This window comes from Streptomyces sp. 142MFCol3.1, from assembly GCF_000424945.1.
Classification (GTDB): domain Bacteria; phylum Actinomycetota; class Actinomycetes; order Streptomycetales; family Streptomycetaceae; genus Streptomyces; species Streptomyces siamensis.
On the sequence record NZ_AUKV01000015.1, the window covers coordinates 151,287 to 171,673 of the forward strand.

Annotated in this window: 20 protein-coding genes and 1 pseudogene; 12 read left to right on the forward strand and 9 right to left on the reverse strand. The window is 72.2% G+C overall.

Annotation, left to right across the window (positions count from 1 at the left end; all coding sequences use genetic code 11):
- Window positions 1-142 precede the first annotated feature (142 nt).
- A complete protein-coding gene (locus tag H305_RS0123140) occupies window positions 143-1,339 on the reverse strand; it encodes an exo-beta-N-acetylmuramidase NamZ domain-containing protein (RefSeq protein WP_028802486.1) in 1,197 nt (398 codons plus the stop codon).
- Window positions 1,340-1,653: 314 nt separating this feature from the next.
- Here H305_RS0123140 and H305_RS0123145 point away from each other — a divergent pair, with 314 nt between their 5' ends.
- The 4 genes from H305_RS0123145 to H305_RS0123160 all read left to right on the forward strand — a co-directional run bounded on the left by H305_RS0123145 (window position 1,654) and on the right by H305_RS0123160 (window position 3,717).
- Complete coding sequence (locus H305_RS0123145; protein ID WP_028802487.1) at window positions 1,654-2,043, forward strand: hypothetical protein; 390 nt, start codon at window positions 1,654-1,656, stop codon at window positions 2,041-2,043.
- Entirely contained in the window at window positions 2,040-2,654 is a 615-nt protein-coding gene (locus H305_RS0123150; protein ID WP_028802488.1) for a class F sortase, read from the forward strand. The genes H305_RS0123145 and H305_RS0123150 overlap by 4 nt, the downstream gene beginning before the upstream one ends.
- Window positions 2,655-2,741: 87 nt before the next feature.
- Window positions 2,742-3,233, forward strand: coding sequence for an RNA polymerase sigma factor (locus tag H305_RS0123155; protein ID WP_028802489.1), 492 nt, complete (start codon window positions 2,742-2,744; stop codon window positions 3,231-3,233).
- The gene (locus H305_RS0123160) at window positions 3,217-3,717 is read left to right on the forward strand and encodes a hypothetical protein (protein WP_028802490.1); all 501 of its coding nucleotides are present in this window, start codon (window positions 3,217-3,219) and stop codon (window positions 3,715-3,717) included. Before H305_RS0123155 ends, H305_RS0123160 begins: the two co-directional genes overlap by 17 nt.
- A gap of 24 nt (window positions 3,718-3,741) precedes the next feature.
- Here the strand turns inward: H305_RS0123160 and H305_RS0123165 are convergent, their stop codons facing one another.
- The 3 genes from H305_RS0123165 to H305_RS0123175 all read right to left on the reverse strand — a co-directional run bounded on the left by H305_RS0123165 (window position 3,742) and on the right by H305_RS0123175 (window position 6,453).
- Window positions 3,742-5,025 carry an FAD-dependent oxidoreductase gene (locus H305_RS0123165; RefSeq protein ID WP_028802491.1) on the reverse strand — a complete coding sequence of 428 codons (1,284 nt, stop codon included), beginning with the start codon at window positions 5,023-5,025 and terminating at the stop codon, window positions 3,742-3,744.
- A 314-nt stretch (window positions 5,026-5,339) separates the two neighbouring features.
- The gene (locus tag H305_RS0123170; protein ID WP_028802492.1) at window positions 5,340-5,975 is read right to left on the reverse strand and encodes a DUF305 domain-containing protein; all 636 of its coding nucleotides are present in this window, start codon (window positions 5,973-5,975) and stop codon (window positions 5,340-5,342) included.
- A gap of 85 nt (window positions 5,976-6,060) precedes the next feature.
- Entirely contained in the window at window positions 6,061-6,453 is a 393-nt protein-coding gene (locus H305_RS0123175) for a DUF6153 family protein (protein ID WP_028802493.1), read from the reverse strand.
- A gap of 378 nt (window positions 6,454-6,831) precedes the next feature.
- On the opposite strand from H305_RS0123175, the gene H305_RS0123180 reads away from it, so the two are divergent.
- A complete protein-coding gene (locus H305_RS0123180) occupies window positions 6,832-8,196 on the forward strand; it encodes an FAD-dependent oxidoreductase (RefSeq protein WP_028802494.1) in 1,365 nt (454 codons plus the stop codon).
- A 128-nt stretch (window positions 8,197-8,324) separates the two neighbouring features.
- Window positions 8,325-8,876, forward strand: a complete 552-nt coding sequence (locus tag H305_RS46810; RefSeq protein WP_037765012.1) for a hypothetical protein — start codon at window positions 8,325-8,327, stop codon at window positions 8,874-8,876.
- Here H305_RS46810 and H305_RS46815 read toward each other — a convergent pair.
- The 4 genes and pseudogenes from H305_RS46815 to H305_RS0123205 form a co-directional block, all read right to left on the reverse strand.
- Window positions 8,812-10,032, reverse strand: a complete 1,221-nt coding sequence (locus tag H305_RS46815) for a serine hydrolase domain-containing protein (protein ID WP_051370850.1) — start codon at window positions 10,030-10,032, stop codon at window positions 8,812-8,814. The genes H305_RS46810 and H305_RS46815 overlap by 65 nt on opposite strands.
- A gap of 300 nt (window positions 10,033-10,332) precedes the next feature.
- Window positions 10,333-10,524: a hypothetical protein gene (locus H305_RS53475; protein ID WP_158690564.1), complete on the reverse strand. Its 192-nt coding sequence runs from the start codon at window positions 10,522-10,524 to the stop codon at window positions 10,333-10,335.
- A gap of 106 nt (window positions 10,525-10,630) precedes the next feature.
- On the reverse strand, window positions 10,631-11,314 hold the full coding sequence (locus tag H305_RS0123200; protein WP_028802496.1) for a glycerophosphodiester phosphodiesterase: 684 nt from the start codon (window positions 11,312-11,314) through the stop codon (window positions 10,631-10,633).
- 17 nt (window positions 11,315-11,331) lie between these two features.
- A pseudogene (locus H305_RS0123205) lies at window positions 11,332-12,446 on the reverse strand (adenosine deaminase).
- 524 nt (window positions 12,447-12,970) lie between these two features.
- Here H305_RS0123205 and H305_RS54070 point away from each other — a divergent pair.
- The gene (locus H305_RS54070) at window positions 12,971-13,795 is read left to right on the forward strand and encodes a DUF4190 domain-containing protein (protein ID WP_199791442.1); all 825 of its coding nucleotides are present in this window, start codon (window positions 12,971-12,973) and stop codon (window positions 13,793-13,795) included.
- Between the two features lie 85 nt (window positions 13,796-13,880).
- Here H305_RS54070 and H305_RS0123215 read toward each other — a convergent pair whose 3' ends face one another.
- A complete protein-coding gene (locus tag H305_RS0123215) occupies window positions 13,881-14,462 on the reverse strand; it encodes an NADAR family protein (RefSeq protein WP_028802498.1) in 582 nt (193 codons plus the stop codon).
- 179 nt (window positions 14,463-14,641) lie between these two features.
- Here H305_RS0123215 and H305_RS0123220 point away from each other — a divergent pair, with 179 nt between their 5' ends.
- From H305_RS0123220 to H305_RS0123240, 5 genes are all read left to right on the forward strand, one after another.
- On the forward strand, window positions 14,642-16,168 hold the full coding sequence (locus H305_RS0123220; RefSeq protein WP_028802499.1) for a gamma-aminobutyraldehyde dehydrogenase: 1,527 nt from the start codon (window positions 14,642-14,644) through the stop codon (window positions 16,166-16,168).
- An 80-nt stretch (window positions 16,169-16,248) separates the two neighbouring features.
- A complete protein-coding gene (locus H305_RS0123225; protein WP_028802500.1) occupies window positions 16,249-17,496 on the forward strand; it encodes a polyamine ABC transporter substrate-binding protein in 1,248 nt (415 codons plus the stop codon).
- Window positions 17,497-17,501: 5 nt separating this feature from the next.
- Window positions 17,502-18,644: an ABC transporter ATP-binding protein gene (locus tag H305_RS0123230; RefSeq protein WP_078629204.1), complete on the forward strand. Its 1,143-nt coding sequence runs from the start codon at window positions 17,502-17,504 to the stop codon at window positions 18,642-18,644.
- Window positions 18,644-19,582 (forward strand): ABC transporter permease, encoded by a 939-nt coding sequence (locus tag H305_RS0123235; protein WP_028802502.1) that lies wholly within the window; start codon window positions 18,644-18,646, stop codon window positions 19,580-19,582. The genes H305_RS0123230 and H305_RS0123235 overlap by 1 nt, the downstream gene beginning before the upstream one ends.
- Window positions 19,583-20,383, forward strand: coding sequence for an ABC transporter permease (locus tag H305_RS0123240; protein ID WP_028802503.1), 801 nt, complete (start codon window positions 19,583-19,585; stop codon window positions 20,381-20,383). It abuts the gene before it with no gap.
- Window positions 20,384-20,387: the final 4 nt, after the last annotated feature.

Below are 20,387 nucleotides of genomic sequence, written 5' to 3' on the forward strand. Positions count from 1 at the left end.
GTGTCCTTCCATACGCGGGTCGCGGACGGCGTCGGGCGCCGACCGCAGCCCTGCTTCGGTCCCGTGCGGGGCGCTCCGTGCCACGGCACTCGGCACGCGGTCCGCGAGGGCGAGCCGGGCGGCACCGCCGGGGCGGCAGGTCTCAGGCGTAGAGCAGCACGTCGTCCCCGGCCCACCGGCCGGGCGGCCCCGGCGGATCGCACAGCGGCAGCGGGTCGTCGCCCGCGTCGACCGTGCGGCGCAATCGGTCGGACCCCCACAGCAGGTCGACGAAATGACGGTGGCCGGTCCCCTCCGCGCCGCCGTCCGTGCCGCGCCAGGCGAACTCGTGGGGGTAGAGCCGCCGCAGCGTGGCGAGCATCGCGACGGCGGTGCGTACGGGGGCGAACGCCTCGCGGTCGGTGATGTGGAGCTGGACCCCGCGCAGCGGCCGTCCGGCGTGTTTGTGGAAGGTCGGTACATACCGCAGATCACGGAAGTGCACTCCGGGCAGGGCGAGTTCGGCGAGCGCGGGCGCGAACCGCGCGTCGATGTACGGGGCTCCGACGATCTCGAAGGGCTGCGTGGTGCCCCGGCCCTCCGAGAGATTCGTCCCCTCGAACAGGCAGGTGCCGGGGTAGACGGTGGCGGTCGCGGGCGTCGGGATGTTCGGCGAGGGCGCCACCCAGGGCAGGCCGGTGGCCTCCGCGTCCGAGGCGCGCTGCCAGCCGGCCGCCTCGACGACCGTCAAGTCGGCCGCGGTGCCCGCCATTTGGGGGACGAGCGAGGCGTTCAGGAGGCGGGCGGCCTCACCGCAGGTGAGGCCGTGCCGGACGGGCATCGGGGCGCGCCCGACGAAGCTGGCCCATCCGGGGTCGAGCAGCGGGCCCTCGCTGACGAGTCCACCGAGGGGATTCGGCCGGTCCGCGACGACGAACCGCACGCCCGTGCGGGCCGCCGAGACCAGCAGGTCGAACATGGTCCACACATAGGTGTAGAACCTCGCCCCGATGTCCTGGAGGTCGTACACCAGGGCGTCCACGCCGCTGTCGAGCAGCAGTTGGTCCAGGCGCTCGCCGTCGCACCGGTAGGTGTCGTGGACCGGCAGTCCGGTGGCGGGGTCGGCCTGCGCGGCCTCGTTCTCGCCCGCCTGGCCGGTTCCGTGCAGCCCGTGCTCGGGACCGAACAGGGCGACCAGCCGCACGCCGGCGTCGAGCAGCGCGGGCGCGGCCGGACGCAGGTCGGGGAGGACGCCGGTGTGGTTGGTCACGAGCCCGATGCGGCCGGGTCCGGCCAGTCCGGGCGAGGCGTGCAGTCGCGCGATCCCGGTCGTCACCGCGGCGCGGTCGTCCGTGCTCATCCTCTGCCCCCGTCTGCCGGTGACCTCTCTCAGCGGTAGCTGGAAATGTACTGGGATGTCCGGGAATTCTGGGGAACCGCGGGGGCACGTCGAGTCCGACGCGCCGCGGCGCGGCCGCCGATACCGGCACCCCGCCCCCTGCCGAGGTCCGGCCGGCCCGTGACCCGTACCCCTCCCTGCCGTCCCCCGGGAATTCGGACGGCCGGCGACTTTGCCCGTTCTTTACAACCTGCCCCGGTGCCGCCTCGTCTCTGCGCTCGATCCGTGATCCCGCCCGGCACCGGCCGGGCGGACCGACGAGAGAGAGCGATCCCATGCGCCGAACTGTCCTCAGCGCCGCGGCATTCGCGTGCACCGCCGTACTGGCGGGCACCGTGCCCGCGTTCGCCGACGGTGCGTCCCCGAGCCCGAGCGCCGCCCCCACCCGGGCGAGCAGCGAGCCGTCCCCGGTGCCCAGCGCCGAGCCCACCCGCGCACCGAGCCCGGTGCCCACGCGCGCGTCGAGCCCGGCGCCCACCCGCGCACCCTCCCCGGGCCAGGTCTCCGTCAGGCCGTCGGGTGCGCCCGACACCGGCGTGACGGCTGCCGAGACCCCGGGATCCGGTCCCGGGAGCGGGCTGATCGGTACAGCCGCCGCCGCGGCGCTCGTCGCGGGCGGCGGGGCGGTCTTCGTCGTACGCCGCCGCCGGGCGACCGGGGCATGACCCCGCTCTCCAGGCGCGCCTTCGGTGCGGCGACGGCGGCCGCGCTGCTCGCGGGCTGCGGCGGCCGACCGGCCCACGGGACGGCGGCCCCGCGGCACACCCGGATCGTGCCGGCGCCGTCGCGGGCCGCCTCCACGGCCCCGCACGCCCTCGCGCGTTCGGCCCCGGTCCGGCTGCGGATCCCGGCCATCGGGGTCGACACCCCGGTCATGCGGCTCGGCCTGGCGGCGGACGGCGCCGTGCAGGTGCCTCCCGTCACGGCGCACGACCGGGCGGGCTGGTACCGGCACTCCCCGACACCCGGTCAGACCGGCCCGTCGGTCATCCTCGGCCACGTCACGGTCGGGGCCTACGGTGACGGGGTCTTCCGCCGTCTGGCACGGCTGCGCCGGGGCGACCGGATCGTGGCGCGCCTGGAGAACGGCACGGCGGCGGAGTTCGCCGTCAGCGCCGTACGGACCGTCGCCAAGGCGGACTTCCCCGCGGACGACGTGTACGGGGACGTGGACCGCCCGGAGCTGCGCCTGATCACCTGCGGCGGTGCCCGGACCGGCGACGGATACCTCGACAACGTCATCGTCTTCGCCGCGCTGCGCTCCGCCACCCCCTGACCCGACGGCAGTTGTGCCGGGCCGGCGGAACGTACGCCGCCGGCCCGGCATCCTTCCCCACGAGTGCCATCACGACCATGGAGAGCGTTGAAACGGTCCCGCGACAAGGCAGCGTCCGAACTCTTCGCCGCCCTCTACCCGCGCCTGGCCGGCTGGTGCCGCCGTCTCGTCGACGACGACGAGACGGCCCACGAGATCGCCTCGGAGGCGTTCACCCGGCTGTGGGCCCGCTGGACGTCCGTCGAGGAGCCGCGCGGCTTCCTCTACGTCACCGCGGCCAACCTCGTCCGGGACCACTGGCGCAAGCTGGAGCGCGAGCGCAGGGCCGTGCGCCGTGCCACCACCGAGGCGGCCGTCCGCCCCCACACCGAACAGGCCGATCCGTCGGTGCGGTTGCTGGTGCAGTCGCTGCCCGAGCGGCTGCGCGTCCCGATCCTGCTGCACTACTACGCTGACATGCCGATCCGGGAGGTGTCCGAACTGACCGGGCGCAAGGAAGGAACCGTCAAGGCCGACCTCCACGCGGCCCGGGAACTGCTCCGTGTCCACCTGAGGAGAAGCCTTGACCACACGCTTTGACGACGGCCCGGAGTCCGGACCCGACGACCCCCTCGCGGTCATCCTGCGGCCGCCCTCCGAATTCCTCGGACCGCCCGCCGGCCGCTACGAGGCGGTCCGCCGTGCCGCGGCCCGCCGCAGGCTGCTGCGTGCCGCGGTCGGGCTCGGCGTGTCCTGCGCCGTCGCCGTCCTCGTCGCGCTGCCTCTCCACCTGGCCGCGCCCTCGGCCCCGGCCTCCCCGGCGGTCCCGTTGGCTCCGCCGCCCGCCGACGGCCGTACGGCAGCTCCCGCCCCGTCGCCGCCCCCCACTCCGTCCGCGTCGCCCGTCCCCTCGCGGCCCACCGGCGCGGTCACGTCCCGCCCCACCCCGAGCCGACAGAACGGGCAGTCCCGCGCCCCGGACGGCCGGGTCGTGCCCACCCCCGCCGCCTCGCCCACGCCGACCGTCGCGCCGTCGGCGGCCCGGAGCCGGGCGGGCACACCCGAGAGCGGCCCCCGGCGGTAGCCCCCGGCGGCAGCCGGGCCGCGGTCAGGGCGGGGTGACCCGTCGGGCGGCGTGCGTGGCGATGCGCGTGGCGACGTACTCCGTGCCGGCCACGAACCGCATCATCGGTCCGTACGTCGGGGCGGCGAGCGAGCCGGCGAAGTACAGGCCGGGAACGGAGGATTCGAAGCCCGCCTTCAGGCGAGGTGCCTTCGACCCCGGGGCGCACGCCAGGGCGCCGCGCAGCGTGGGGGACAGGAAGGGCACCGCGTCCAGGTCGAGCCGGTAGCCCGTGGCCGCGAGCACGTGGTCGACGGTGAGGACCTCGGACGCACCGCCTGGCCCGGCGACCTCCAGACGCACGCCGGACCGGGCGGCCTCGGCCCGGGTGACACGGCACGAGGTGCGCACCCGGAACACGCCCTCCACGCGGTCCCGCAGCCACCAGCCGCCCGACGGCCCGAGCGCCCGCCGGAACAGCAGCATCCGGACCGCGGCGGGCAGCCGCCGCACCGCGCCCGGAGCCCTGCACACCGCGGCCAGGATCCAGCCCGTGCCCAGCGGTGAACAGGGGCGGGCCAGCCGCCGCCACCGGGCGCGGCCCGGCTCCGGCGTCCTGCCCCACAGCACGTGGTCCTCGCGGACCAGTACCTGCACCTCGGCGCCGGCCTCGTGCAGCAGCGCGGCGCTCTCCAGCGCGGACTGGCCGCCGCCGATCACGGCGACGCGCCGGCCGGCGTACGGCGACAGGTCGCTGTGATGGCTCGTGTGCGACACGAGAGCCCCGCGCCCCGCCCCGCCGGGGCACAGGTGCATCAACTCCGCCGGGACATGGGCGAGTCCGTTCAGGCCGGTGGCCACGACGACGGCCGCGGCGGCCAGTTCCCGGCCGTCGTCCAGCCGGACCGTGAACCCGGAGTCCGTCGCGGCCCGGTCGACGCTCACGACCCGGGCGGGGTCCACCTCGCCGACGTGGTGCTTCTGGAACCACTGCCCGTAGCGCACGAAGACGTCGCACGGGATCGGCGTGAGCTCGGTCAGTTGCGGCTCGCCTTGTGCGCGGCGGAAGTCCGCCAGCCGGGCACCGGGTACCGGGGCGGACAGATCGACGGCGTCCGGTGTCGACTTCAGGAACATTCCGGTGGCCATGGCGTGCCGCCAACTGCCCAGCGTCTCACCGAAGACGAGTACCGGTACGCCGGTGGCCCGCAGGTGCGCCGCCACCGACAGCCCGTACGGGCCGGCCCCGATCACGACGAGCGGAGGCGGCCCACTCCCCGCGAACGCCCGCTCCCGGGCGAGGCGTTGCTCAGGAAGTGACTGCGTCATGGATCCCCCCGCTGGTCCCCGCGCCGCCTTCCCCAAGGCGGCGCGACACGTCGGGATGGCGCGTCCGCAGAGCTCTCGTCGCGCCTGTCCCCCCTCCGCCGCCCAGTGTCACCCATATCCCGCCGTCGCACAGCGATATCGGCCCACGTTGCCCAAAAATGGTCGAACCGTGAACATACGACGCCTCGCGGTTCCCCCCCCGGCCCCATCGGGCAGGGCAGACGCGTACGCGGGGGCGCCGGGCGCCGTCGGCGGACCCGGAGCGTCTCGGGCCGACAGGGGGCCGGAGCCTGCACCGGCCCCCTGAAGCGGCGTCAGCCCTGGCCGAGCAGCCCGTTCATCTCGGTGATCTCGGCGTTCTGGGCCGTGATGATGTCGTCGGCCATCGACGTGGCAGGGCCGGACCCGCCCTTGGCCTTCTCGGTGCCGGCCATCTCGACGGCGCCCTTGTGGTGCTCGACCATCATGGTCAGGAACATGGTGTCGAACTCCTTGCCGGAGGCGGCCTTCAGCGCGTCCATGTCCTTCGTGGACATCATTCCGGACATGCCGGAGTGGCCGGAGTGGTCCATGCCGGGCATGCCGGCCGCGGCACCCGCGGCCGGCACCTTCGCGCCCCAGGACCTCAGCCAGCCGGTCATGGTCGTGATCTCCGGGCCCTGGGCCTTCTCGATACGTGCGGCGAGGTCCTTGACCTCGGCGGAGGCGGCCCGGTGGGAGGCGAGCGCCGCCATCTCCACTGCCTGCCGGTGGTGCGGGATCATGCCCTGCGCGAAGGAGACGTCCTGCGCGTTGTGGGGGCCGCCGACCGGGTCGGCGCTGGCGGACGGGGACGCCACGGAGTGACCTGAGTGGCCGCCGTCGCCTCCGCAGGCGGTGAGGACGAGCGCGGCGGTCGCGGCGACGGCGACGAGAGCGGCGCGGCGTGCGCGGGTGGACTTGTCGGACATGCGTGAACTCCTGCAAGGGGAAGGTGACGTACTGATCCGGGCGTGCCTGAGCACCGCGCCGGTGTCGGCGCGGTGCCGGGTGCCTCTAGATCCGCAGGAGTTGGAGTTCGGCGAGTGAGGGTGGCGCGCGTGCGCCGTCGGGCGTATCGGCCGACGACGGGCACGCGGCGTGGGCGCGGGCGGGGACGGCCGACGGGTCGGGCGCGAGCGCGGGCAGCACCGGTCCGCCGCCGACGGCCCCCGACGCGCAGGTCGAGTCGGCGTGCCGGACGTGGCTTGTGCCGCAGTGGCCGTCGGGGCAGTCGTCGTGCGGGGTGGCGGTGGCCGCCATGGGCCGGGCGTGATCGTGCTCCGGGACGCCGCCGCCGGGGGCGAGGGCGTGCATGCCCAGCAGTCCGGCGAGCAGGCCGAGGACGAGCAGCGCCCGCCACCGCCGCACGGGCGGCCGGGCGGTGGGGGCCTGCTCGCGGCTCTTCATCGGGTTCATCCTAGGGCCTGTCAGAACAGCGCCCGGCGTCGCCCGGAGGGCGGCCCGGCATCACGCCCGGCGTCGCCCGGAGGACGGCCCGGCGGCGTCAGGTGCGCGCGCCCGGCGCGTCCGGGCCGGGGAGGTGACCGGCGCCGCGTCCGGTGCGCCGAGCGTGCGTGCGGGGCCCCGTCGGGCGGGCGGGACAGGCCGGTCGGGCCGTGCGCGGCACGCGCACGCCGGGCCGCAGAGGGGCCGTCGTGGAGCAGGGCCTTCGCCCCATAAGGCTGCCTTATGAGGTCATAGCCCGGACCCGACTACTGACTTAGGCTTGCCTTAGCTTAGGCTTCCCGTCGAGTCCGCCTGCCCCTGCTCGAAGGGAACCTGATCATGCCTCGCCCTCTGCGGGTAGCCATTGTCGGAGCCGGCCCGGCCGGGATCTACGCCGCCGACGCGCTGCTGAAATCCGCAGTGGCCGCCGAGCCCGGAGTGTCCATCGACCTCTTCGAGCGGATGCCGGCCCCGTTCGGTCTGATCCGTTACGGCGTCGCGCCCGACCACCCCCGCATCAAGGGCATCGTGACGGCCCTGCATCAGGTGCTCGACAAGCCGCAGATCAGGCTCTTCGGCAACGTCGACTACCCGCGGGACCTCAACCTGGACGACCTGCGCGCGTTCTACGACGCGGTGATCTTCTCCACGGGCGCCACAGCGGACCGGGCGCTCGACATACCCGGCATCGACCTCGACGGCTCGTACGGCGCGGCGGACTTCGTCTCCTGGTACGACGGGCACCCGGACGTGCCGCGGACCTGGCCGCTCGACGCGCGCAAGGTCGCCGTCCTCGGCGTCGGCAACGTGGCGCTCGACGTGGCACGCGTGCTGGCCAAGACCGCGGACGAGCTGCTGCCGACCGAGATCCCGCCGAACGTCTACGAGGGCCTCAAGGCGAACCAGGCCCTGGAGGTCCACGTCTTCGGCCGTCGCGGCCCCGCCCAGGCGAAGTTCAGTCCGATGGAGCTGCGGGAGCTCGACCACTCGCCGAACATCGAGGTCATCGTCGACCCCGAGGACATCGACTACGACGAGGGCTCCATCGCCACCCGGCGCGGCAACAAGCAGGCCGACATGGTCGCCAAGACCCTGGAGAACTGGGCCATCCGCGACACCGGGGATCGTCCGCACAAGCTCTTCCTGCACTTCTTCGAGTCGCCCTCCGAGATCCTCGGGGAGGACGGCAAGGTCGCCGGACTGCGCACCGAACGCACCGCCCTCGACGGCACCGGCAACGTGAAGGGCACCGGCGAGTTCAAGGACTGGGAGGTCACCGCCGTCTACCGCGCCGTCGGTTACCTCTCCGACAGCCTGCCCAAGCTGCCCTGGGACGTCGACTCGGGCACGGTCCCCGACGAGGCCGGCCGCGTGATCGAGGACAGCGGGGAGCACCTCCGGTCGACGTACGTCACCGGCTGGATCCGGCGCGGCCCGGTGGGTCTGATCGGTCACACCAAGGGCGATGCCAACGAGACGGTCGCCAGCCTGCTGGACGACCACGCGAACGGCCGGCTGCACACCCCGGTGTCGCCCGAGCCGGAGGCCGTGGACGCGTTCCTCGCGGAGCGGGAGGTGCGCTTCACCACGTGGGACGGCTGGTATCGGCTCGACGCCGCGGAGAAGGCGCTGGGGGAGCCGCAGGGCCGCGACCGCGTGAAGATCGTCGAGCGTGAGGACATGCTCGAGGCGAGCGGCGCCTAGGACTTCGGCTGAAGCGCGCGAGGCCCGGACCATGACGGTCCGGGCCTTCGTCGTTCCCGGTGCGGCCGGTACGCGACTCGGCCGAGGGCAGTTTTGAACACGTTCAAGAATGGGCGTACGCTGCTGCCATGAGCGACAGAGCCGCCCTCCTCAAGGGCATCCGCGCATGGCTGGTCTTCTTTGTCGTCTGCCTGGTGCTCAGCGGCGCCACGGCCTTCCCCCTGGTGCACGAACTGCGCTGGACGGAAGACCTGTTGAGGTCCCTGTCCGTGCCCGAACACCTGCCCGCCCTGACGGACTGGATCGAGCGGGTGCGGCAGGGGCTGGACGCCGCCGACTCCGACTACCCGTTCCTGCTGTACGGCACGGACTGGCTGGCCTTCGCCCACCTGATGATCGCGACCGCCTTCTGGGGGCCCTACCGCGACCCGGTCCGCAACATCTGGGTCGTCGAGTTCGGCATGATCGCCTGCGCCGGCATCGTTCCTCTCGCCCTGATCTGCGGGCCGATCCGCGGAATTCCCTTCTGGTGGAGCGTGATCGACATGTCCTTCGGTGTCCTCGGAGTGATCCCGCTCCACATCGTCCGCAAGAGGATCAAGCGGCTGGAGGCGCTCACCGCGAACCCCGCTCCTTCGCCGGCTCCCGGTCCGCACGTCCCTCCGGCTCCGGCTGCCTGAGCGCGGCCATCGCGATCCGCTGGGCCACCGGGTTCATGGACTCGCCTTTCGCGTCGGTGGAGTTCACCGAGTAGACGAGGGTGCGCGACAGGTCCCGGGTGGCCGCGACGGCCGTGCTGTAGCCGTAGCGGGCACCCGACTTGAGCCAGTAGACCGCGCCGCCGTACTCGAAGCGCTGCAGCCCCGCGCTCATGTCGGCGCCCTCGATGCCCGTCGGCACGGTGAACATCTCCTCCAGCTGCGGTCCGGGAACGAGGTCCCCGCGGAAGAGGCGGGTGATCAGCCGTTCCAGGTCGGCGGTCGTCGAGATCATGTCGCCGGCCGCCCACCGGTCCGCCTGGTTCCAGTCGGTGACATCGAGGAACTCCGTCGTGCCGTCCGCCTTCCGCACGGCCTGGTACCCGTGGTTGTGCCGCCCCTGGATACGGGGATCCGTGCCGGGGAAGTACGTGTGGCGCATCCCGGCGGGCCGCAGGATCCTGCGGTCCGCCTCGTGCGCGTACGAGTGGCCGGTCACCTTCTCGATCAGCATGCCGAGGACGGTGTAGTTGATGTTCAGGTAGTGCTGTCGGCTCGCCGGCCGGAACTCCGGCCCCTTGGCCACCGCAGAGGCCACGACCTGTCGCGGCGTGAGCGTGTCGAAGCGGTGCGCGTACGCGTCCTCGAAGGAGTCGCCGAAGCCGTCGCCCGCCTGGATGCCGCTCGTGTGGTTCAGTAACTGGCGTACGGAGACGGGCTCGAAGGCGGACGTCAGCAATCCGGGGAGACAGCGCTGCACAGGGGCGTCCAGGTCGACCCTGCCCTCGGCCGCCAGTTGGAGGACGATCGCCGCGGTGACGACCTTCGTGGTGGACCCCGCCCGGAACCGGGCGTCCGGGTCGGCCGCCCGTCCGCTCCGCAGATCGTGCACGCCCGCGCTGCCGCGCCAGGCGCCGTCGGTGCCGCCGACGCGCACGAGAGCCGCGGTCGCGTCCCCGTCCGGGAGGCCGGCCAGCGCGGCACGCAGCGCCCCGGCGTCGGGTCCGCCCGTCCGCTGCGCGTTCGCCACGGGGCCCCGGGCGGTGGGGGAGGCGAACGCGGGCGCGCTCAGCGGTCCGGCGGCGAGGCCGACACAGACAGCGGCGGCGACGACAACTGCGGTACGGCGGTGGGGCATCGGGCACTCCTGCGGGCGGTGGGGCGGTCGAGGTCGATGCCGCTCATCCTCCGGCCGCCTGCTGCGCGCCGGATCCTCACCAGGGAGGGGGCGGTCCCTGGTGCCCGCCCGAGGGTCGCCCCTAGGGGTCGTGCCGAGCCCCGCCCGCAAGACCCGTTCCTCCAGCGGCCGCTCGTGCCCGCCCTCATGCCCGGCCCGCTCGTCGGAACCCCCCCCGTGCCGTCACTCCCCGGCCCCGGCAACTGCGCCCTGACCATGGCGCTCGAACCCGCCGTCGTCGCACCCGTGGTCAACCATCCGTCACCTCCGCTGGACGACCCCGCAGGCCTGGAGATCGGCGACGAGGACGCGCCCCGTCGGCTCGCTCCTGCGCGGCCGTCCGCGCGGCGTGCGCGATGGTGTGGTCCGCGCGGACGGCACCAGGGCCTCGGTCACGGTCCGCGCGATGGCGGCCGTCACGGTCCGGGCGGCGCGCGTGACGGCTTCGCTCACGTACCGCGCGGGCCACGCGAAGGCCTCGGCCACGCCCCGCGTCGCCCGTGAACCCCGGTGGCGCGGCGGCCGGTCGTCGCCCGGTGGCCGCACGGGTCCCGCCGGCTCAGTCCCTGCGCAGGGAGCAGAGCGCGTCGATGCGGTTCGTCGTGATGGAGTCGACCCCCAGGTCGAGCAGCCGCCGCATGGAGCGGCGCGTGTCCGGCGTCCACACGGAGAGCAGGTGGCCGCCGCGGTGGACGCGGGCGGTGAGCTCCCGGGTCACCAGTCCGAAACGGTAGTTGAGCCAGCGCGGACGCACCGCGGCCAGAAGGCCGGGCCGCGGCGGCGCGAGCGTCGTCCAGGTCAGCGCGATCTCCGCGCCGGGGTCGGCGGCCCGCACCGCGAGCATCGCCTCGGCGCCCGCGCTGTAGTACACCCGCTCCTCCGCGCCGCACGTCCGGACCACGTCGACGACCGTGCGCGCCGCCCTCACGTCGACCGGGCCGGGCAGGTCGACCATGACCCGGCTGTCCCCGGTCGCGGCCAGGGCGTCGGCGAACGTCGGCACGCCGCCCCCGGTGAGCCCGCGCACCTCGGCGCAGGAGAGTGAGCGCAGCGGCCGGTCCTGCTCCCACAGGCGCTTCAGCGTCGCGTCGTGCAGTAGGACGGGTACGGCGTCGCGGGTGAGTCGTACGTCGATCTCGACCGCGTCCGCGCCCAGTCGGAGCGCGGAACGCAGGGAGTCGAGCGTGTTCTCCCGGACGCGGTAGGGGGCGCCGCGATGGGCCACGGCAGTCACGGTGCGCATGGGCCCATTGTGTCGCGTCAGGGAGTGAGCCAGGCCGAGGCGTAGGTGTCGATCTCGGCGGTGAGGCGGGATTTGCCGTCCGCGTCCAGGAACGAGGCCTCGACCGCGTTCCTGGCGAGGGCGGCGAGTCCCTGCTCGTCGAGGGAGAGGAGGCGGGCGGCGACCGCGTACTCGTTGTCGAGGTCGGTGCCGAACATCGGCGGGTCGTCGGCGTTGATGGTGACGGGCACCCCGGCCTCGACGAACTCCCTGAGAGGGTGTTCGTCGAGGGTGCGGACCGCGCGGGTGGCGATGTTGGAGGTCGGGCAGACCTCCAGCGCGATGCGGTGCTCGGCGAGGTGGGCGAGCAGCTTCGGGTCCCGGGCGGAGCTCGTGCCGTGTCCGATGCGCTCCGCGCGCAGGTCGTTCAGCGCGTCCCAGACCGTCTCGGGACCGGTCGTCTCGCCCGCGTGCGGCACGGAACGCAGTCCGGCGGCGATGGCCCGGTCGAAGTACGGCTTGAACTGCGGCCGCGGAACTCCGATCTCGGGGCCGCCGAGTCCGAAGGAGACCAGTCCCTCCGGGCGCAGCCGGTCGTCGGTGGCCAGCCGCACCGTCTCCTCCGCGGCCTCCAGCCCGGCCTCGCCCGGGATGTCGAAGCACCAGCGCAGGACGACGCCGAGCTCGGCCTCGGCCGCCTTGCGGGCGTCCTCGATCGCGTCCATGAAAGCCCGCTCGTCTATGCCGCGGCGCGTGGAGGACCACGGAGTGATCGTCAGCTCGGCGTAGCGGACCTGCTGGCGGGCCATGTCCCGCGCGACCTCGAACGTCAGCAGCCGCACGTCCTCCGGGGTGCGGACCAGGTCGACCACGGACAGGTACACCTGGATGAAGTGGGCGAAGTCCGTGAACGTGAAGTAGTCCGCGAGGGCTTCGGGGTCGGTCGGCACCTTGGAGTCGGGGTGCCGGGCGGCCAGGGCGGACACGATGCGCGGGGAGGCGGAGCCGACGTGGTGCACGTGCAGTTCGGCCTTGGGCAGTCCGGCGATGAAGGCGTGCAGATCGCGGGCGCCGTCGCGTGCGATGTGGCGGTCGGTCAAGGTTCCTCCCCGGAACGGCGTCCCCGGACCGTGGTCGACGGGACGCGGGTGATCGGCTGATCGGTGACTCGGGGATCATCGTAGGCGGACGCCCGAGCGGCCCGGCCCCGGTCCCGGGCCTTAGCATGACGGAACGTACGACTGAGGGGACTCGCGCATGCCCGACGACGCCCGGACGCCGGAAGCGCCCCGCGACGCCGCCGCCTGGGCGTCACCGGGCGGGCCGTCCCCGGACAGCGCGCCGCCCACGTCGGAACAGGCCTCCACGGCGGGCAAAGCTGCCGAGTCGGGAGAATCCCCCGTATCAGGACAGGGTCAGCCCCCGGCACCGACGGAGACCCGCGCGCCGGAACAGGCCCCCACGTCGGACCGGCCCCCTGCGTCCGGCCAGGCCCCCGCGCCGGGACATGACGACGCGTCGGGCCAGGCCCCCGCGCCGGGACAGCACGTCACCTCGAACTGGCCCGCCTCGCCGGGGGAGCACCCTGCATCAGGGGAGGCCCGCGGGTCGGTTCAGGCTCCCGAGCCGGGACAGGGCCACACCTCGGACCGGCCCGCCGGGCCAGGGGAGCACCCCGTGCCGGCCGAGTCCCGCGGGTGGCAGCCGGGGCCCGCGCCGGTGCGTGCGGGAGCGGACCCGGTGTCGCTCGGCAAGCCCGACCGCACTCCGCCGCAGGCGTTCGATCCGTGGGCTCCGCCCGCGGAGCCCACGGACACGGTGCCCTCCGGGTGGGGCTCCGCACCGGCGCCGCACCCCGTGCACGACGGGCCCACGGTCACCTCCGTGCCCGGCGCGCCAGGGCCCGGGACACCCGGCGCCTGGGACAACCCCTTCGCCCCGCCGCCGCAGTCGGCCTTCCCGGGCGGCCCGACACCGGGCCCGCCGGGCGCCCCGGGTGACCCCTTCGCGCCTCCCGCGGCCCACACTCCGTACCCGCAGCCCGCCCCGGGAGAGCCGGTTCCGCCGCCTCCGATATCCCCCGACGGCCCCGGCAGGTTCCCCTACGACCACGCGCACTACGCACCCGCCCCGCCGCATGGCTCCTACCAGGGCTTCCCCGGCTATGGATGGCCGGGGACGCCCGCGCCGAGCAATGGCATGGGCACCGCAGGTCTGGTGCTCGGCATCATCGCGGCGGCGGTGTTCTGTCTGTGGCCGCTCGCCATCGTCCTCGGCGTCCTCGGGGTGATCTTCGGGGCGATCGGGCGGCGCAAGGCGCGCCGGGGCGAGGCCACGAACCCGGGGCAGGCCCTGGCCGGGATCATCTGCGGAGCCGTCGGCATCGCTCTGGGGATCGCGATGCTCGTCTTCCTCATCGTGACGCCCGACGACGACGGCGACGGCGGCCCGGGCGGTGACGGCGGCTTCTCCACCTCGCTCGTGAGCGAGCGGTCCCGGTAGGACATCCCACGGAGACCGCTGCGTCGCGGCGGTCCATGTGGGCGACGAGGGATTCGACCGTGTCGGGTGCGCCGCGGGACGGCTGCTAGCGAAGCCGCTCCCGGGCCTCCATCAGCGCGAACCCGAGCAGATTGGGCCCCCTCCACCGGGCGGGATCGGCGGCCCGCTCGTCGTCCGCCGCCAGTCCGATGCCCCACACCCGGTCGAGCGGGCTCGCCTCGACGAGCACCCGCTCGCCGGTGCCCAGCAGGAACTCCCGCAGATCGGCGTGGGCCCGGAACTTGTGGACGCTGCCCTCGACCACGATCCCGAACCGCTCGCGCTCCCATATGACGTCGTCGAAGCCGCGCACCAGCCTTCCGGCCTTCTTGGCGAGCGCGGGGTTCGCGGCGTCCAGCGCCAGGCGCTCCGCCTCCGCGTCACCGAACAGCCGCGCCTTCGAGGCCATCATCCAGTGCTCCGCCGTCGCGTATTCGACACCTTCGACCACGAACGGTGACGGCCACCACTGGCTCAGACAGCTCGCGCCCACCCGGCCGTCCGGTCGCGGACGGTGACCCCAGAAGTGCAGGTACTTGACCCTTGCCCCCGATTCGACCTCGCTGACCAGTGCTACCCAAGAATCGATCTTCCCCATGCACGCCACTGTGGCACGCACCACTGACATTCCGTCCCGCCTTCATCGGCGGGACTCGACACCTGGTCGACAGATTCCGTCGCGTAACCAAAAGGCAACAACGGAATCACTTGTTGGCGTCCCGTGGCTCTGTCAGGATCGGCACTCAAATCGAGCTGGAGCTACGCCGGCCCCTCGCGGAGACGGGGAGGACGGCGGAGGAGAGCGACATGCACAATCCGGGCCATCGCTTCCAGGCGCAGGACCGCTTCGCGGACGGCGCGCAGTACATCGCGGGCCGGCTGACCAAGGGCACTTCCGGCCGTACGTACGCGGTCGTCGACCCCGCCACCGGCGACAAGGTCTACACGTACGAACTGGCGGGCACCGCCGACGTCGACGCGGCCGTCGCCGCCGCGCGCGAGGCGTTCCCCGGCTGGTCGGGCGCCACCCCGGGCGAGCGCTCCGACACGCTGCACCGCTTCGCCGCCGTGCTCGCCGAGCGCGCCGAGGAGTTCGCCCAGGCCGAGTCCCTCCAGTGCGGCAAACCCCTCAAGCTGACGCGCGAGTTCGACGTGCCGGGCACGATCGACAACGCCGCGTTCTTCGCGGGCGCGGCCCGGCACCTCCAGGGTCAGTCCGCGGGGGAGTACTCCGGCGACCACACGTCGTACGTCCGCCGTGAGGCGATCGGCGTCGTCGGCTCCATCGCGCCGTGGAACTACCCGCTCCAGATGGCCGCGTGGAAGATCCTCCCGGCCATCGCGGCGGGCAACACGATCGTCCTGAAGCCGGCCGAACTGACCCCGCTCACCTCGCTCCTGTTCGCCGAGGCGGCCACGCAGGCGGGGATTCCGGACGGTGTCGTCAACATCGTCACGGGCCTGGGCAAGGAGGCCGGCGAACACCTCGTCGGGCACCCCGACGTCGCGATGACCTCCTTCACCGGGTCCACCGCCGTCGGCAAGCGGGTCGCCGAGATCGCCACCTCGACCGTCAAGCGGCTGCACCTGGAACTGGGCGGCAAGGCCCCCTTCGTGGTCTTCGACGACGCCGACCTGGACGCCGCCGTGCACGGCGCGGTCGCCGGGTCGCTCATCAACACGGGCCAGGACTGCACGGCCGCCACGCGCGCGTACGTACAAAGGCCTCTCCACGACGAGTTCGTGCGCCGGACCGCCGCCCTGATGGAGAGCGTGCGGCTGGGCGACCCGTTCGCCCCCGGCACCGACCTCGGCCCGCTGATCTCGCACGCCCAGCGCGACCGCGTCGCCGGTTTCGTCGACCGGGCCCGCGGCTACGCGCGCGTGGTGACCGGCGGGGGCGCCCCCGAGGGCGACCTCAAGAGGGGGGCGTACTACGCGCCCACGCTCGTCGCCGACGCCGCCCAGGACAGCGAGATCGTGCAGGCGGAGATCTTCGGTCCGGTGCTCGTCGTGCTGCCCTTCGACACCGACGACGAGGGCATCGCCCTCGCCAACGACACCCCGTACGGGCTCGCGGCCTCCGCCTGGAGCCGCGACGTGTACCGGGCGAACCGCGCGACCCGCGAGATCAACGCGGGCTGCGTCTGGGTCAACGATCACATCCCGATCATCAGCGAGATGCCGCACGGCGGCTACAAGGCGTCCGGCTTCGGCAAGGACATGTCCGCGTACTCCTTCGAGGAGTACACACAGGTCAAGCACGTCATGTTCGACAACACCGCGGTGGCCGAGAAGGACTGGCACCGCACCATCTTCGGGGACCGGCCCTAGCCGGTGCGACGTTCGGCCACGGCCGAGCGGCAGACCAGGCCGCGACCACGGCCGCGATCCTTCCGAAAGGGCATCAGAGCATGGAGCACCACGAGCCCGAACGCCTGTCCCCGGTTCAACTGGCCGCGATGCGGCGCAGCTTCCGGAACGGCAGGGCTTCCCTCACCCGCCGTTCGCTGCTGCGCGCCTCCGCGGGCGGAGCCCTCGCCGTGGGCGGTCTCGGGGCACTGAGCGGCTGCGGGATACCCGCGGCGGGCAAGACGCAGGGCGGCACGTCCGCCGAGGACCACTCGGCCAAGGAGAAGACCGTCAACTTCTCCAACTGGACCGAGTACATGGACGTGGACGAGAGCGAGAAGCACCACCCCACGCTCGACGCGTTCGCCCGGCGGACCGGCATCAAGGTCAAGTACACCGAGGACATCAACGACAACAACGAGTTCTTCGGGAAGATCAAGCCGCAGCTGTCCGCGGGTCAGGACACCGGACGCGACATCGTCGTCCTCACCGACTGGCTGGCGGCCCGCCTGATCCGCCTGGGCTGGGTCCAGAAACTGGACCCGGCCAACCTGCCGCACGCCTACACCAACCTGTCGGCGCAGTTCCGCAACCCCGACTGGGACCCGGGCCGCGCCTACTCGTACCCGTGGCAGGGCATCTCCACCGTCATCGCCTTCAACAAGAAGGCGCTCGACGGCATCGAGGTGAAGTCGGTCTCCGACCTGCTCGACAACCCCAAGCTCAAGGGGCGCGTCGGCTTCCTGTCGGAGATGCGGGACAGCATCGGCATGACGTTGCTCGACATGGGCAAGGACCCGGAGAAGTTCACCGCCGACGACTACGACGCGGCGATCGCCCGTATCCAGAAGGGCGTCGACAAGGGCCAGATCCGGCGCTTCACGGGCAACGACTACACGTCCGACCTCACCAAGGGCGACCTGGCGGCCTGCGTGGCCTGGGGCGGTGACATCGTCCAGCTCAAGGCGGACAGCCCGGACGTCGACTTCATCATCCCGGACAGCGGATACATGACGTCGACCGACAACATGCTGATCCCGAACAAGGCGCGCCACAAGACGAACGCCGAGCGGCTCATCGACTACTACTACGAGCCCGGGCCGGCCGCCCAGCTCGCCGCGTACATCAACTACGTGTCGCCCGTCGACGGAGTGAAGCCCTACCTCGCGAAGATCGACAAATCCGCGGCGGACAATCCGCTGATCATTCCCGACAAGGCCATGGCCGCGAAATCGCATTCCTTCCGCGCACTGTCGCCGAAGGAAGAGACGGCCTACGAAGCGAAGTTCGCGAAGCTCACAGGGGCGTGACGAAGATGACGACAGACAACAGCGGCGACGTCCGCCTCGCCGGGATCAGCAAGACGTACGGCTCCTTCACGGCCGTGCACCCGCTCGACCTGACCGTGCCGCAGGGCTCGTTCTTCGCCCTGCTCGGCGCCTCCGGCTGCGGCAAGACCACCACCCTGCGCATGATCGCCGGCCTGGAGGACCCGACCTCGGGCACCGTCTTCCTCGGCGACCAGGAAGTCACCCACCTGCCGCCCTACAAGCGCCCGGTGAACACGGTCTTCCAGTCCTACGCCCTCTTCCCGCACCTCGACATCTTCGAGAACGTCGCCTTCGGTCTGCGCCGACGCGGCATCAAGTCGGTGAAGAAGCAGGTGGAGGAGATGCTCGACCTGGTGCAGCTGGGCGAGCAGGCACGCAAGAGGCCGCACCAGCTCTCCGGTGGCCAGCAGCAGCGCGTCGCCGTGGCCCGCGCGCTGATCAACCACCCCAAGGTGCTGCTCCTCGACGAGCCCCTCGGCGCCCTCGACCTCAAGCTGCGCCGCCAGATGCAGCTGGAGCTCAAGCGGATCCAGACCGAGGTCGGCATCACCTTCGTCCACGTCACGCACGACCAGGAGGAGGCCATGACGATGGCCGACACGGTCGCCGTGATGAACGCGGGCCGCGTCGAGCAGCTCGGCGCGCCCACCGACCTGTACGAGAACCCGCAGACCACCTTCGTCGCCAACTTCCTCGGCACCTCCAACCTCATCGAGGCCGAGGTCGACTCCCGCAGCGGCGACGAGATAGTCCTCAGGGCGGGCGGCGGCAAGCTCACCCTGCCCGAGGCGCGATGTTCCGCCCCGGCGGCCACCGGTGGCAAGGTGCTGGTCGGGGTGCGCCCGGAGAAGATCTCCCTCACGCACGCCGAGGACGCCGGCGAGATCCCGGCCGGCCGCAACCGCATCACGGGCCGGATCGCCGACTCCAGCTTCATCGGCGTCTCCACGCAGTACGTTATCGACAGCCCGGTCTGCCCCGAGTTCGAGGTCTACGCCCAGAACATCGACCGCGACTCCCGGCTCGTGCCCGGCGCCGAAGTCGTTCTGCACTGGAACCCGGCCCACACCTTCGGCCTGGACGCCGCTCAGGACATCGACGCGGGCGTCGAGGAGGAGGCCGCCTGATGTCGACGCTCACGGAGGCGCCGCCGCCTCTCGACCCCACCGTCGCGAAGACCCCGGAGACCAAGCCCCCGCGCAAGAGGGGCCGCCTGACGCCGTACTGGCTGCTCCTGCCCGGCATCCTGTGGCTGCTGGTCTTCTTCGCGCTGCCGATGCTCTACCAGGCCTCCACGTCCGTGCAGACGGGCTCCCTGGAGGACGGCTACAAGGTCACCTGGCACTTCGCGACCTACTGGGACGCCCTGTCCGAGTACTGGCCGCAGTTCGTGCGCTCGGTGCTCTACGCGGGCTCCGCGACGGTCCTGTGCCTGCTGCTGGGGTACCCGCTGGCGTATCTCATCGCGTTCCGCGCGGGCCGCTGGCGCAACCTGATCATGATCCTGGTGATCGCGCCGTTCTTCACCAGCTTCCTGATCCGCACGCTGGCCTGGAAGACCATCCTCGCCGACGGCGGCCCGGTCGTCGGCGCCCTCAACTCGCTGCACGTCCTGGACGTCACCGGCTGGCTCGGCATGACGTCGGGGGACCGCGTCCTGGCCACGCCCCTCGCGGTGGTCTGCGGTCTGACGTACAACTTCCTGCCGTTCATGATCCTTCCGCTCTACACCTCGCTGGAGCGCATCGACGGACGGCTGCACGAAGCGGCGGGCGACCTGTACGCCAAGCCGTTCACGACCTTCCGGAAGGTCACCTTCCCGCTGTCGATGCCCGGTGTCGTCTCCGGCACGCTGCTCACGTTCATCCCGGCCTCCGGCGACTACGTGAACGCCGAACTCCTCGGCTCCACCGACACCCGCATGATCGGAAACGTCATCCAGACGCAGTTCCTGCGTGTGCTCGACTATCCGACGGCCGCTGCCCTCTCGTTCATCCTCATGGCGGCGATTCTCCTCATGGTCACCCTCTACATCCGCAGGTCCGGGACGGAGGATCTGGTTTAAATGGCCTTCGTCAACTGGCTCAAGCGCCATCTCGTCGTCATAGCCGGACTGGTGACGCTCGGATACCTGCTCCTGCCGAACGTCATCGTCACGGTGTTCTCCTTCAACAAACCGAAGGGGCGCTTCAACTACGAATGGCAGCAGTTCTCCACGGACGCCTGGAAGGATCCGTGCGGCGTCGCCGACATGTGCGGATCGCTCTCGATCAGCCTCCAGATCGCCCTGTGGGCGACGGTCGGAGCGACCGTCCTCGGCACGATGATCGCCTTCGCGCTGGTCCGCTACCGCTTCCGCGCGCGTGGAGCGATCAACTCGCTGATCTTCCTGCCGATGGCGATGCCCGAGGTCGTCATGGCGGCCTCGCTGCTCACGCTCTTCCTCAACCTCGGTGCCCAGCTGGGCTTCTGGACGATCCTGATCGCCCACATCATGTTCTGCCTCAGCTTCGTCGTCACCGCGGTCAAGGCACGGGTGATGTCGATGGACCCGCGCCTGGAACAGGCGGCGCAGGACCTGTACGCCGGTCCCGTGCAGACCTTCCTCCGGGTCACCCTGCCCATCGCGGCGCCCGGTATCGCGGCGGGCGCGCTGCTGTCCTTCGCGCTCTCCTTCGACGACTTCATCATCACCAATTTCAACGCGGGTTCGACCGTCACCTTCCCCATGTTCGTGTGGGGATCGGCGCAGCGCGGAACACCCGTTCAGATCAATGTCATCGGTACGGCCATGTTCCTCGTCGCCGTACTGTTCGTCCTGGCCGGCATGGTCGCAGGGAATCGCCGGAACAAGCAAAAGGCATAACGCT